The sequence below is a fragment of the Bacillus sp. HSf4 genome (genome assembly GCF_029537375.1).
Lineage (GTDB): Bacteria > Bacillota > Bacilli > Bacillales > Bacillaceae > Bacillus > Bacillus sonorensis_A.
In genome coordinates this window covers 3460067-3473266 of sequence record NZ_CP120679.1, presented here as the reverse complement: position 1 = coordinate 3473266, position 13200 = coordinate 3460067, and the positions used below count along the sequence as shown (strand labels likewise).

Annotated in this window: 14 protein-coding genes; 11 read left to right on the top strand and 3 right to left on the bottom strand. The window is 48.4% G+C overall.

The features are described 5' to 3' along the window. Positions 1 to 8 precede the first annotated feature (8 nt). Both P3X63_RS18075 and P3X63_RS18070 read left to right on the top strand, forming a co-directional pair. Entirely contained in the window at positions 9 to 1271 is a 1263-nt protein-coding gene (locus P3X63_RS18075; RefSeq protein ID WP_277691629.1) for a pyridoxal-phosphate-dependent aminotransferase family protein, read from the top strand. After that, entirely contained in the window at positions 1258 to 2625 is a 1368-nt protein-coding gene (locus P3X63_RS18070) for an allantoinase (RefSeq protein ID WP_077735513.1), read from the top strand. Before P3X63_RS18075 ends, P3X63_RS18070 begins: the two co-directional genes overlap by 14 nt. A gap of 33 nt (positions 2626 to 2658) precedes the next feature. Here P3X63_RS18070 and P3X63_RS18065 read toward each other — a convergent pair whose 3' ends face one another. Then, a complete protein-coding gene (locus P3X63_RS18065; protein WP_077735512.1) occupies positions 2659 to 3246 on the bottom strand; it encodes a TetR/AcrR family transcriptional regulator in 588 nt (195 codons plus the stop codon). Positions 3247 to 3337: 91 nt separating this feature from the next. Here P3X63_RS18065 and P3X63_RS18060 point away from each other — a divergent pair, with 91 nt between their 5' ends. The 8 genes from P3X63_RS18060 to P3X63_RS18025 all read left to right on the top strand — a co-directional run bounded on the left by P3X63_RS18060 (position 3338) and on the right by P3X63_RS18025 (position 10325). Next, positions 3338 to 3871: a hypothetical protein gene (locus P3X63_RS18060; RefSeq protein WP_077735510.1), complete on the top strand. Its 534-nt coding sequence runs from the start codon at positions 3338 to 3340 to the stop codon at positions 3869 to 3871. Between the two features lie 345 nt (positions 3872 to 4216). After that, positions 4217 to 5068: a DUF72 domain-containing protein gene (locus P3X63_RS18055; protein WP_277691628.1), complete on the top strand. Its 852-nt coding sequence runs from the start codon at positions 4217 to 4219 to the stop codon at positions 5066 to 5068. Between the two features lie 15 nt (positions 5069 to 5083). Further along, entirely contained in the window at positions 5084 to 5905 is an 822-nt protein-coding gene (locus tag P3X63_RS18050) for a sulfite exporter TauE/SafE family protein (RefSeq protein ID WP_026588647.1), read from the top strand. Positions 5906 to 5924: 19 nt separating this feature from the next. Then, a complete protein-coding gene (locus tag P3X63_RS18045; protein ID WP_077735509.1) occupies positions 5925 to 7295 on the top strand; it encodes a bifunctional metallophosphatase/5'-nucleotidase in 1371 nt (456 codons plus the stop codon). A gap of 72 nt (positions 7296 to 7367) precedes the next feature. Further along, positions 7368 to 7673 carry a YunC family protein gene (locus P3X63_RS18040; RefSeq protein WP_026588645.1) on the top strand — a complete coding sequence of 102 codons (306 nt, stop codon included), beginning with the start codon at positions 7368 to 7370 and terminating at the stop codon, positions 7671 to 7673. 67 nt (positions 7674 to 7740) lie between these two features. Next, a complete protein-coding gene (gene yunB / locus P3X63_RS18035; RefSeq protein ID WP_277691627.1) occupies positions 7741 to 8514 on the top strand; it encodes a sporulation protein YunB in 774 nt (257 codons plus the stop codon). Positions 8515 to 8697: 183 nt separating this feature from the next. Next, complete coding sequence (locus P3X63_RS18030; protein ID WP_077735508.1) at positions 8698 to 10227, top strand: sodium-dependent transporter; 1530 nt, start codon at positions 8698 to 8700, stop codon at positions 10225 to 10227. After that, positions 10224 to 10325, top strand: coding sequence for a methionine/alanine import family NSS transporter small subunit (locus tag P3X63_RS18025; RefSeq protein WP_142246043.1), 102 nt, complete (start codon positions 10224 to 10226; stop codon positions 10323 to 10325). Before P3X63_RS18030 ends, P3X63_RS18025 begins: the two co-directional genes overlap by 4 nt. Positions 10326 to 10360: 35 nt before the next feature. On the opposite strand, the gene P3X63_RS18020 is transcribed toward P3X63_RS18025, so the two are convergent. Then, on the bottom strand, positions 10361 to 11341 hold the full coding sequence (locus P3X63_RS18020; RefSeq protein WP_026588642.1) for a M23 family metallopeptidase: 981 nt from the start codon (positions 11339 to 11341) through the stop codon (positions 10361 to 10363). A gap of 231 nt (positions 11342 to 11572) precedes the next feature. Here P3X63_RS18020 and lipA point away from each other — a divergent pair, with 231 nt between their 5' ends. After that, a complete protein-coding gene (lipA, locus tag P3X63_RS18015; RefSeq protein ID WP_268884390.1) occupies positions 11573 to 12484 on the top strand; it encodes a lipoyl synthase in 912 nt (303 codons plus the stop codon). Positions 12485 to 12521: 37 nt separating this feature from the next. On the opposite strand, the gene P3X63_RS18010 is transcribed toward lipA, so the two are convergent. Then, a complete protein-coding gene (locus tag P3X63_RS18010) occupies positions 12522 to 13151 on the bottom strand; it encodes a YhcN/YlaJ family sporulation lipoprotein (RefSeq protein ID WP_026588640.1) in 630 nt (209 codons plus the stop codon). Positions 13152 to 13200: the final 49 nt, after the last annotated feature.

Genomic DNA, 13200 nt, shown 5'->3' with positions numbered 1-13200 from the left:
AAAGAACAATGACAATCGGAGAAATGAAGATTCCAAAACGGACGATCATGACCCCGGGGCCGGTCGAGGTGCATCCAAGAGTGCTGAGCGCACTCTCAAATCCTATAGTGGGGCAATTTGATCCGGTATTTACAGAAATGATGAACGAAGTCATGCAGCTCTTGAGGCAGATTTTCCGGACGAAAAACAAGTGGGCGTTTCCCCTCGACGGGACATCAAGAGCAGGACTCGAAGCCGTGCTTGCGAGCATCATCTTCCCGAAAGACAAGGTGCTCATCCCGATTTTCGGAAGATTCGGCTCCCTTTTGGCCGAAATCTGTGAACGCTATCACGCAGATGTGTATACGATGGAATGTCCTTGGGGAGAGGTTTTTGCCCCGGAGGACGTCATCGCTGAAATCAATCGGGTCAAACCAGATATCGTTGCGATTGTGCACGGGGAGACATCGACCGGATGCATTCAGCCCCTTCGGGAAATCGGCCGGGCCTGCCGCGAGCTCGATGTTTTGTGTGTTGTCGACGCGGTGGCTACAACCGGCGGCACGGATGTGAATACGGATGAGTGGTGTCTTGACGCCGTCATCGCCGGCACGCAAAAGTGCCTGTCCGTTCCTTCGGGGATGGCGCCGATCACGTTTAACAGCCGGATAGAAGAGCGGATCAACCAACGGAAAAAGGTCGAACAGGGCATTGCGACAGAACAAGATTTGCTGCGGGAAGGCGGTTGTATGCCTGTCGCCAGCAATTATTTTGACATCAGTCAGCTGATGGATTACTGGAGCCCGAGACGGCTGAACCACCACACAGAAGCGACTTCCATGCTGTACGGTTTACGGGAAGGGGCCCGTCTCGTTCTTGAAGAAGGGCTTTCCGAGCGTTTTAAAAGACACCGCCTTCATGAAGCGGCTTTAATAGAAGGAATCAAAGCAACGGGCTTGGACTTGTTCGTGGAAGGAGAGAAGAAGCTTGCGACTGTCACATGTGTCAAAGTGCCGGATCAGATTGACGCAGATCAGGTCAGAAGGATGATGCTCGCCGATTTCGGGGTGGAAATCGCCAGCTCATTCGGTCCCCTGCACGGCAGGATTTGGCGGATCGGAACAATGGGATACAGCTGCCGAAAAGAGAATGTCCTGTTTACCTTGGCTGCGCTTGAAGCGGTTCTGCTTCAGACCGGGGCATCCGTTCTGCCGGGAAAAGCGCTGCAGGCTGCCCTTTCCTTTTATCATGAAAAAGCTGCTGCAGAGGAGGAGTTTCATGAAAAAGTATGACTTGCTGCTGCAAGGTGCCGAAGCCGTCTGTCCTGAAGGTGTGAAAAAAACGGATATCGGCGTAAAAGACGGAATCATCATAGAGCTCGGCGAGCTTGATGAAAACATGGCTGAAAAGGTTTTTCAGGCTGAAGGACTGCACGTCTTCCCGGGAACGGTCGACTGCCATGTCCATTTCAGCGAACCGGGCCGGGCAAATTGGGAAGGGATCGCAAACGGCTCGCAAATGATGGCTGCCGGCGGATGCACCACTTATTTTGATATGCCTTTAAACGGCATTCCCTCAACCGTCACCGTTGAGGCGCTGCGGGAGAAGGCTGACATTGCCAAAGAGAAGTCCCTCACCGATTTTGCGCTTTGGGGCGGCCTTGTTCCCGGAAATCGGGAGCAGCTCAGAAAGATGGCCGATGCCGGAGCGATCGGTTTTAAGGCCTTTCTTTCCATGTCTGGAAATGACGAATTTCAAGCTTCCGACGATATGACACTCTTACACGGCATGAAGGAAATTGCATCCTGTGGGAACATCCTGGCGCTTCATGCTGAAAGTGATGCCATTACCAAGTTTCTGCAAAAAGAAGCGGAAAACGGCGGGATGACGGACGGGGATGCCTATGCTGCTTCAAGGCCGCCTGAGGCCGAAGCAGAAGCGGTTTTCCGCGCCCTGCAATTTGCCCGGATCACGGGCTGTCCGCTTCATTTTGTGCATATCAGTACAAAGGAAGCGGTCGATTTGATTGGGGAAGCGAGACAGGAAGGTATGAACGTGTCATTGGAAACGTGTCCGCATTATCTCCTCTTTGATCATGGGGCGGTTTTAGAAAAAGGGGCTGTGGCTAAATGTGCGCCTCCGCTGCGTTCAAAAGACCGGCAATCGGCACTTGTCAAAGCTTTGCTTGCAGGGAAAATCGATTTCGTCTCTTCAGATCATTCCCCATGCCCTCAGGCATTAAAAGAAGGCGAAAACTTTTTTAGTGTATGGGGCGGGATCAGCGGCGGACAGTTCACCCTGCTTGCGATAATCGAGCTTGCTTTGGCAAACAAAGCGCCGCTCGTTAAGGCGGCGGAATGGACGGCGCGGGCTCCAGCTGAGCGCTTTGGCCTTGGCGAACGAAAGGGACAAATTAAAATCGGCTATGATGCCGACTTTGCAGTGGTGAATCTGTCGGAGACGTTTACTGTGACAAAGGAAAATATGTTTGCGAGGCATCAGCACAGCCTTTATGAAGGCCATGTCTTTCCCTGCCGTATCACGGCTGTCTTCAATCGGGGCAGGCTTGTCTTTGATGGTGAGGGGACGTCTGAAGAAGCCGGGGGAGAGTGGCTTAAAAACAAAGCATATTCAGAGGTTTGCTAAAAGTAAAACAGCCCGGCACACCGGGCTGTTTCATCATTTTTTCAATGCTTTGAAATGGCTTGTCAATATGGAATCGATCATTTCGGCTGTGACTCGTTCGGGCTCAAAGAGGGTGTGCAGCGCCAATCCGTCAACAAGTGCATACAGCCGTTCTGTTTCCCAGCTCACATCAATACCGGACATCTCACCGGATCTATTGATTGTATCGACAGCCAGTCTGCACGCTGAATAAATTTCTTCATTCATCTCCTTCGTTAACGGTCTGAGCGCCGGGTCACTGAGCGATTTCACCGTAAATGAAAGCCAAGCCTCCATTTCCAGTTTTCTTTCTTCGTCTATGGGCAAAAGCTGGAGGAGAAGCTGTTTGACACACTCGACAGGTGTTCCTGTAAACCTCATATTTTCAATCCGCACTTTTACCCTGTTTGTGACAAGCTTCATTGAGTAAATCAACAGTTCAGACTGGTTTGGAAAATAGTGCCGCAAAGAACCTGCGGAGAGTCCGGCCTCCTTTGCAATCTTCCGGACGGTGCACTGTTCCAGACCTTCGCTGTGAATCACATTCCAAACGGCTTCGGCTATCTTCTCTTTTTGTTTTTCATGATCAACGATTTTTGGCATATATTTATTATAACACGGTTGTGTTATTTAATACATGTGTGTTATTATTTTTTTTGACACGTTTGTATTAAAAAGGAGAGGCCAACATTAGATGATCGCTTTTTTGATAATCGCCTGTGAAATTGGATTCTGGATCTTTATTCTGTTGGGACTGTTTTTTCGATATATTGCAAGGAAGAAGACAATCGGCATGATCATGTTTGCTTGCACCCCTGTGTTGGATTTGCTTTTGCTGATAGCGACAGCGGCCGATCTGCATAATGGGGCGAAAGCGGACACACTGCACGGTTTGGCTGCCATATATATCGGAGTCAGCATCGCATTCGGCAGCCGCATGATCAAATGGGCCGATGCCAGGTTCGCCTACCGTTTTGCCGGGGGCCCGAAGCCTGATAAGGGACCGCAATACGGCAAAGAACATGCCAAAAGAGAGCGTGAAGGCTGGCTGCGCCATTTGCTGGCCTGGGCGGTTGGAGCGGCGATTTTAGCCGGAATGCATCTCTACATCGGTGACGCGGAAAGAACCGAGCCCCTCATACGGCTCGCGTCTTTATGGACGCTTATTCTTGCGATCGATTTTCTTTACAGCTTCAGCTTTACTCTTTTTCCTAAGAAAGCGCGTTAAAGGAGCCGGAGATTCCGGCTTCTCAGCGTGTCGACAAACCCTCGCATTCGTTGTCAGGCCTGCGCTTCGGTGCTCACGAATTATTACAAGGATCGGCGACTAATTGCGCAGGCGTCCTGCCTGAACGCCGCCGTCATCACATCCTGTGAAAGTCTGCTCCGATGCTCGGCCTTCCTAGTCTGCAAGGGTTTTCAATCACGCTGAAAGGATGAAAAAAGAAGCCGGGATCCGGCTTCTTTTTTACGGAAAAGAATTCCGCCTCTAAAAAAGGAAAAGCTACAAACAGGCCTAAATATAAGATTCTGAAAAAAACCTGTGATAAACTAAAAAGAGAGGTGAACTGCATTGATTTATATCGGATTAACGGGATGGGGGGACCATGACAGCCTGTATCCGCCCAAAACGAGCAGCCAAAACAAACTGATCCACTATTCCGCTCACTTTCCGATCGTAGAATTGGATGCGAGCTTTTATGCGATTCAGCCGGAGCGGAACAATGAAAAATGGGTGAAAGAAACGCCGGAATTCTTTCAGTTTATCATAAAGGCTTACCAGGGGATGACCGGTCATCAGCGCGGGGAAATCCCCTTTGAATCGAAAGATGAAATGTTTGACGCCTTCAAGCTTTCCTTAACGCCATACATAAAAGCAAACAAGCTAGCGATGGTGCTGTTTCAGTTTCCGCCATGGTTTGACTGCCGGAAGGAAAATGTCGATTACTTAAGATGGTGCAAAGAGAAAATGGGAGACATTCCGTGCGCCCTCGAATTCAGGCACCGGTCATGGTTTATCCCGCAGTTTTACGATAAGACGCTCGCCTTCATGGGGGAGCAAAACTGGATTCACAGCATTTGCGATGAACCGCAGATCGGTGAAGGCAGCATTCCGACCGTCCTTCATGCGACAGACAGCGAAAAAACGCTCGTCCGCTTCCACGGGCGCAATAAAGAGGGATGGACAAGGCCGTCTTCAGGGCAAAACTGGCGGGAAGTCAGGTATTTGTATTTATATAATAAACAGGAACTGCTCGACTGGAAGGAAAACCTGGAGCTGCTAAAACAGCAGTCAAAAAATCTATATGTGCTGTTTAACAACAATTCCGGAGGAGATGCCGCCGAAAACGGCAAACAAATGATGGAATTGTTGGATCTTGACTATAAAGGGCTCACGCCAAGACAGCTCGATTTATTCAGCTAGAAAAGAGGACTTTTTATGGAATATTTCATACTGATCGTACTTGGATTCATCGCCGGAACCATCGGCAGTCTTGTCGGTCTAGGAGGAGGAGTGGTCATTGTTCCTTCTCTGCTTTTTTTAGCCGGCATTCACGGGATGTTTGAACATGTGACACCGCAAATAGCGGTGGGCACATCGCTTCTCGTCATCATTTTTACGGGGCTCTCTTCAACGATAGCTTATATGAAGTATAAAACCGTCGATTACAAGAGCGGTCTTATTTTTTTCATCGGATCAGGGCCCGGAAGCATCGCCGGGGCGCATGTTTCCAAGTATTTCAGCGCAGATTCGTTTTCCCTGTGGTTCGGGATGTTTATGATTCTCATATCCCTTTCCCTAATGCTTAAGAAAAAATTAAAAGCTGCCGATCGGGAACATGCCGGCATCATCCGTACCTTTAAAGATGACGAAGGCCGGGATTACACGTATTCCTACCATCCGCTCACCGGAATTGCGATCGCGTTTTTTGTCGGCTTCCTCGGCGGATTATTCGGCATTGGGGGCGGCTCATTGATGGTGCCGGCGATGATGCTGCTGTTTTTGTTTCCGACCCGCGTCGCTGTTGCAACATCGATGTTTATCATTTTTCTGTCGTCTGTTGCGGGTTCTGTCGGCCATGTCATCTCAGGCCATGTCGATTGGCTCTATGCATTGGCGCTCATTCCCGGCGCATGGTTTGGCGGACAGCTAGGCGCCCTGATCAATAAAAAAATGCAGACGAAAACAATCGTTGTCATCATGCGGTTTGTTCTGATTCTGATCGGACTCAGATTAATCTATCAGGGTGTATTCAGTTAAACATTAGGGAGAGATTTGCATGCGGAAAAAGCTCCATATTTATCATACAAACGATTTGCACAGCCATTTTGAAAACTGGCCGAAAATCGTTGATTATATCCAGACACAAAGGCAACAACACGCGGATCAACAGGAAGAGGTGCTTCTGTTCGATATCGGCGATCACGTCGACAGGTTTCACCCGATATCAGAAGCGTCGTTCGGAAAAGCGAATGTGGAGCTCCTGAATCATCTGCACTATGACGCCGTCACGATCGGAAATAATGAAGGAATCACATTGCCGCATCAAGAGCTGGATACGCTCTATGACGGCGCCTCATTTCCGGTCATTGTCTCCAACTTGTTCGACATGAGGGGAAACCGGCCGCCCTGGGTGCAGCCTTATATGATCAAAACGCTGACGGGCGGCATCACCCTTGCGATCCTCGGTGTGACGGTTCCCTATTATCCGATTTACGCCCAGCTCGATTGGAAAGTCACGGATGCATTCGCAAGCATTGCCGAGATATTGCAAGAGATAAAAGGAAAAGCGGATATCACAATTCTTCTCTCTCACCTGGGCATTTTAGACGATGAGCGCGCAGCGAAAGCATTTCCCGAAATCGATGTGATCCTTGGCTCACACACCCATCATCTGCTTGAAGACGGCATGTTGAAAGACGGCGTGTTGCTCGCCTGCGCTGAAAAATTCGGACACTATGTCGGCCATGTTGAACTCGAGTTCGATAAACGGCTGGAAGCTAAAAAGGCAAGCGTTCTGAAAACGGCCGACTGGAAAAACGAATCGAAAGAAGCTGTGCTGATGCTGAACAAACAGGAAAAAGAGGCAAAACGACAGCTGCAGGAATTCGTGACGGTCCTGGATCAGCCGCTTGAAGCCGCCTGGTTTCGAACATCGCCTTTGCCGCAACTGCTCGCTGACGCCCTGAAGGAATGGTGTGATGCCGAAATCGGAATGGTCAACGCCGGGATTGTGCTTGAATCTCTTTTGGAAGGTCCTGTCACAAAAGAAGACATTCATCGCATTTGTCCGCATCCGATCAATCCGGTCGCCGTTCAGCTGACAGGAGCCGAGCTTAAAGAAATCGTCCGCATAGCTTCGCTCAAGGAAACGGAGCAGCTCCGCATCAAAGGGCTCGGCTTCCGCGGGAAAGTCATGGGGAAAATGATGTACTCAGGGCTTGACCCCGAAAAGCTCTCGGTCAATGGTGCGCAGCTTGAAACGGACAGGGTGTATAACATCGCCACCATTGACATGTTTACGCTCTCGAGACTGTTTCCCGCCATTCGCGATCGCCTTCATATCGACTATTTTATGCCCGAATTTTTGCGGGACCTGCTTTCCTGGAAGCTGAACAAGAAGGGCTCTTCAATCCGGCCGCGTGTATGAACCCCTGTCCGGAAAAGCCCGGAACATGTCTTTCCGCTTTATCATAGATTGGTGGTAAAGGGAGGGATTGCGATGGTAAACTTAACTCCGATCATGATCGAAGATCAGCCCTTCACGGCTGTCACCGTCAAATTGCCAAAAACGAATTTTATGGCGGTTGCAAACGACCATGGATATATTATGTGCGGAGCGCTTGACGTCGCGCTGCTGAACGATAAATTAAAGGAACGAAAGATCGTCGCGGCAAGGGCGGTCGGCGTCAGGACGATCGACCAGCTTCTCGAAGCCCCGCTCGAATCTGTGACAGATGCGGCGAAAGCGCTTGGCATCTATGAAGGGATGAGCGGGAAAGAGGCCCTTTTGAAAATGACGGAATAAAGTTGTCTGATTGAATCGTATATCCCCTCTTACAAGCATACACTTGTGATGTAAGGGGGGATTTTGCTTGCGAAGATTTCGCGGCCCTCTGTCAAAAAGAGGACCTTTGCCTTTTCGGTATGTCATGCTTCTTTCGTTTGTCTTTTTCATTCTTTCCACAACAGCCAGTTTATTGATTATCAACACATCAATCAAGCCGACGCTTCTGAACATCGCGGAGATGGAGACAAACAGGATTGCAACCCACGTCATCCAGGAAGCCGTTGAGGACTATATGAGCGAAGATGAAAATGTGAAAAACATGGTGGAGATGAAGTCGGATGAAAATGGAAAAGTGACGACGATCGACTTCAACTCCCATGTTCACCGGGATATGCATTCGAAAATCACGAAACAGCTTCATCATAAGTTGAAAGAAACAGAAACGGAAGAATTTAATTCTTCTGCAAAAACGCCTAAAGACCGCCATGACGGTGTTATTTACAACATTCCTCTCGGACAGACAACCGGAAACTCGCTCCTTGGAAACCTGGGGCCAAAAATCCCTGTACGTCTCAATATCATCGGCGATGTCTTTACAGATTTCAAACAGAGCGTCAAACCATACGGCATTAATAACGCACTAATTAATATCGGCGTCCTTGTCGAGGTCAAAATTCGCGTGGTCATTCCGTTTGCGACAAAAACCGCGGTTGTCAAAAATACGGTTCCGGCGACGATTCAGGCGGTTCACGGAGATGTGCCAGACTTCTACAGCGGAAGCGGCAGCCAGACGGCGCCATCCATTCAGATTCCGTCCAAAGGCGAAAAAACGGACGAGAAATCCGATCAAAAAGAGTAAATGTTTCCAGGCATTCTGCAAAACCCATGCAGAATGCTTTTTTCATTTAAGCAAAAAGGACATGCGTCTATTTTCTTAAAAAAATACTTTGACATAGGCAAATAGACTGGATATACTATTCAATAATAATAATTAGAAAATTCACTGTTTTCTGATGTTTCAAAAAGGTAAAGGAGGAAGCTTATGGATAATCGTCCGCAATGGGGAACAAGAGCGGGTTTTATCATGGCTGCAGTCGGTTCTGCTATCGGTTTAGGGAATATTTGGAGATTTCCGGCTGTCGCTTATGAAAACGGTGGCGGCGCATTCTTTCTGCCGTATTTGTTTGCACTGTTAACCGCAGGAATTCCTCTTCTCATAATGGAATTTACAATCGGTCACAAATACAGAGGATCGGCTCCGCTGTCCTACGCCAGAATGGGGAAAGGAAAAGAATGGATCGGCTGGTGGCAAGTTGCGATATCATTTGTCATTTCAACTTATTATGCTGTTATCGTGGCCTGGGCCATATCCTACGCCGTCTTTTCCTTCAACTTGGGCTGGGGAAAAGATACAGAAAATTTCTTAATGAATGAATATTTAAACAGAGTTGATATCAGCGGCGGTGCAATCGGCCAATTCGGCGGCTTTGTGCCGGGTGTCTTGATCCCGCTGGCGATCGTTTGGATTGTCTCACTCGGCATTTTATTTGCCGGCGTCAAAAAAGGAATCGAAATTGCGAACCGGATTTTCATTCCGCTGCTTTTGGTCTTATTTTTAATCATCGTTGTTTATTCGGTTACGCTGGACGGAGCCGCGCAAGGGCTGAATGCGTTTTTCACCCCTGACTGGAGCCAGATTACAAACGGAAAAGTATGGGTTGCAGCCTACGGGCAAATTTTCTTCAGCCTGTCGATTGCCTTCGCGATCATGATTACGTATTCCAGCTATTTACCGAAGAAATCAGATATTACCAACAACGCGTTTATCACCGGATTCGGCAACTCCTCGTTCGAGCTTCTGGCGGGGATCGGCGTATTCAGCGCCCTTGGATTTATGGCGGCGCAGCAGGGTGTTCCGGTAAAAGAGGTTGTCTCTTCCGGCGTCGGCTTGGCATTTGTCGTCTTTCCGCAGATCATTAATGAGTTTCCGGCGTTTAATGCGCTGTTCGGCTTTTTATTCTTTGGCTCACTCGTTTTGGCGGGCTTGTCTTCTCTCATTTCGATCTCGGAAACCTATGTTGCCGCAATTCAGGATAAATTCAATGTGCCGCGGCGGAAGGCCGTCCTCTTCGGCGGAGGAGCCGCTGCCGTTTGTTCATTGGTGTTTGCTACAAAAGGCGGCTTGTTCTTCCTTGATGCGGCCGACTACTTTATCAATAATTTCGGTGTCGCGCTTGCCGGGTTGATTGAAGTCATTGCCATCGCTTGGTTTGCCAGAGAGCTCAAATCTCTTCAGGCTCACGCAAATTCGGTTTCCGACATTCAGCTGGGCGCATGGTGGAGAATTTGTTTAAGTGTTGTCACTCCGCTTGTATTGGGCTATATGATGTTTGATAATATCAAAACGAATCTGACAACGGCTTATGGCGATCTGCCGATGGAATTTTTGCTGAAGTGGGGCTGGTGTGTGGCGATCGGCGCCATCGCAGCCGGCATTTTGCTCTCGTTTTCAAAATGGAAGAATGGGATCACATATACGTCACTTCATCAAGATAAGGAGGTTTCCTCATGAGCGGCGCAGCTATTGCTATGATGGCAGCAGGCATCATCATCATTTGGGGAGGATTGGCCGCAAGCATCACAAACGCGGTCGCAAAAAGCAAAAAGTAAATAAACATCCCTATTCGGCTGAATAGGGATGTTTTTTATTTTTTCTTTCTGATTTCCTTTCGTTCCCAGGCCCTCAAGTGAGGATACGGATCAAAAGACCATTCGGTTCTTCCATTATCTTTATACATCCCATAGTGAAGGTGGGGAGGGAATTTTCCGGCTGTCCCGGGCGGCCCGTATCCCGTATTGCCGACCGACCCGATGACCTGTCCCGGTTCAACGATCTGTCCGACTTTCAATCCTTTCGTGAACCCGTTGAGATGGGCAAAGTAGTGGTACGTATTATTGATATCTCTGATGCCGATTCTCCATCCGCCGAAGCGGTTCCAGCCTTTCATTTCAATAATCCCATAGCATGTGGATCGTACGGGCAGGCCGAAGTGGGCAAACAAGTCAGTTCCCTCATGTATACGTCTTCCCCCGAATCCGCGGGCGTCTCCCCACGTGCTTCTGTAGCTGTAATCAGATTTGACCGGCAGGGGAAAAGCGTGTTTTCCCAAATCGATGTGGCCATAGGTTTGGAAAAGTCTCATAAATCCTGAAATAATTCCGACCGTCTGATCCCTTTCATAAAATTCCCACAATCCGATGCGGATGTTATCGATATCTCTTCCATATGTCAGCAAGTATTGGCCGAACGTATAAAGGACATCTTCATCCTGATCAGATTCAGCCCGTCCGTCTCCGTTTCCATCCATTCCGATTCCGTCAAACACTTTGATGCTGAGCGGAGATGTATCGTTAGGATTCGGATTTTCCGGCCCGCTCCAAACGCTTTGCGGAATATAGATTCCGGTGTAGCCTTTTTGCTTTGGCAGGTCTCTTCGGTTTTTGCGGATGTTGATTTCATATTGATCGACTGCTGCAAAAACATACCAGGGAATATGTGTGGCCGCCTCTGTTTTATGATAAAGCGCCATTCTCGTCTGCAGATCCGGCTCTTTCTTTTCCTGCCCGAAAGCCGCGGGCTGCGAGCTGAACAAAAGGAGGATGAGAACGGATAATACAACTTTCACAGTGTCCTTAGCTCCTTTCCGTTTGAATACATTTAGTTTGTGACATATACAGGGAACGATAATATGAAAATGTTAGTAATTACATGTCATGCAATCAACCACTTGTTCACAAATCTGTACTATGTTAAAGTGACTAAAGATGACGATTTAATTTTTAAGCGGTTCCAAAACGAGGGGACATATCCGGCGTTATGTCAGAAATTTCATATCTGAACTTGACTACAATCCACGATGGAGATGATGGAATTGGCAAAGAAAGACGAGCACCTGAGAAAGCCCGAATGGCTTAAAATCAAGCTGAACACAAATGAGAACTACACGGGCTTGAAAAAATTGATGAGAGAAAACAACCTGCATACGGTTTGTGAAGAAGCGAAATGTCCGAATATTCATGAATGCTGGGCCGTCAGACGAACTGCGACCTTTATGATTCTCGGTTCTGTCTGCACGAGAGCATGCCGCTTCTGTGCGGTGAAAACCGGATTGCCGACAGAGCTTGACTTAAATGAACCGGAACGCGTCGCAGATTCCGTCAGCATCATGAATCTGAAACACGCGGTGATCACTGCGGTTGCCCGCGATGATTTAAAAGACGGAGGAGCAGGCGTTTTTGCTGAAACTGTACGCGCTGTCCGCAGAAAAAGCCCGTTTACGACGATTGAAGTTCTCCCTTCTGACATGGGCGGAGACTATGATAACTTAAAAACGCTGATGGATACCCGGCCTGACATTCTAAACCACAACATCGAGACGGTCCGCCGCCTGACGCCGAGAGTCCGCGCACGAGCTACATATGACAGATCTTTGGAATTTTTGCGCCGCGCAAAAGAGATGCAGCCTGATATTCCGACGAAATCCAGCATCATGATCGGCCTCGGCGAAACAAAAGAGGAGATCATTGAGACAATGGATGACCTGCTTGCGAATCAAGTTGATATTATGGCGATCGGCCAATATCTGCAGCCGTCTAAAAAACATATCAAAGTGCAAAAGTACTATCACCCTGATGAATTTGCCGAACTGAAAGAAATCGCTATGGAAAAAGGCTTCAGTCATTGTGAAGCAGGGCCGCTTGTCCGTTCTTCATACCATGCCGATGAACAGGTGAATGAAGCCTCCAAAAAGCGGCAGGCTCAGGCATAACGAAAAAAACGCCAGAACATTTCTGGCGTTTTTTATGTTAGGATCCCGTATTTTTCCCTTTTCCGTCAAGATCGGTTTCTTCATCATCCATCTCTGTCGTTGCCTTTCCCTGCGGCGATTTTTGCATGTCTTTAATCGTATCAGCCATCAGCTGATCGACGTTCCTTGAGTTGGAACCGAGCCGGCTGAAATTGGCGATCGATTGCATCAAGCTGGCATCATCGGAAATGTAAATCTTGTAATACCTTGGAATAACCGATGCGGCCGTCTTTTTCACCTGATCCGCCGTCTCTTCCCGCTCTTTGGTATCCGTTTGATAGACGACGAGCGCCTCCTCATCTGTGACAAGCGCTGAGGCATCTTGAATATTGGGAAGCTGAACCGTTAAACTAGAGATAATATGGGCCATTTCTTCCCGATTGATTTTGGGAGCCCGCATTTTTTCTTTGTTTGCAACAGGTGTTGCCTGATGACGTGCATAACCGAATCTGCCTTTTCGGTCATCGTACGGGTTTGTTTCGTTGTATTGGCGGTTCTTGTCCGCCACATGAACGGTATTCCCGTCTTTCTCATAAATATCGTTGTTGTTTTCTGTGTCATTTAACGCCGCCTGGCATCCGGCGAGCGGCGCCAGCAGCAGTCCTATGAAAAGTAGTTGTTTATTCATTCTGCATTTCCTCCTTGTCTTTAGCTTTTCCAAAGCGGAGGAAATATTC

Coding starts and splice junctions, on each gene's coding strand:
- P3X63_RS18075 (WP_277691629.1), top strand. CDS start 9: ATGACAATCGGAGAAATGAAGATTCCAAAACGGACGATCATGACCCCG.
- P3X63_RS18070 (WP_077735513.1), top strand. CDS start 1,258: ATGAAAAAGTATGACTTGCTGCTGCAAGGTGCCGAAGCCGTCTGTCCT.
- P3X63_RS18065 (WP_077735512.1), bottom strand. CDS start 3,246: ATGCCAAAAATCGTTGATCATGAAAAACAAAAAGAGAAGATAGCCGAA.
- P3X63_RS18060 (WP_077735510.1), top strand. CDS start 3,338: ATGATCGCTTTTTTGATAATCGCCTGTGAAATTGGATTCTGGATCTTT.
- P3X63_RS18050 (WP_026588647.1), top strand. CDS start 5,084: ATGGAATATTTCATACTGATCGTACTTGGATTCATCGCCGGAACCATC.
- P3X63_RS18045 (WP_077735509.1), top strand. CDS start 5,925: ATGCGGAAAAAGCTCCATATTTATCATACAAACGATTTGCACAGCCAT.
- P3X63_RS18040 (WP_026588645.1), top strand. CDS start 7,368: ATGGTAAACTTAACTCCGATCATGATCGAAGATCAGCCCTTCACGGCT.
- P3X63_RS18030 (WP_077735508.1), top strand. CDS start 8,698: ATGGATAATCGTCCGCAATGGGGAACAAGAGCGGGTTTTATCATGGCT.
- P3X63_RS18025 (WP_142246043.1), top strand. CDS start 10,224: ATGAGCGGCGCAGCTATTGCTATGATGGCAGCAGGCATCATCATCATT.
- lipA (WP_268884390.1), top strand. CDS start 11,573: ATGGAGATGATGGAATTGGCAAAGAAAGACGAGCACCTGAGAAAGCCC.
- P3X63_RS18010 (WP_026588640.1), bottom strand. CDS start 13,151: ATGAATAAACAACTACTTTTCATAGGACTGCTGCTGGCGCCGCTCGCC.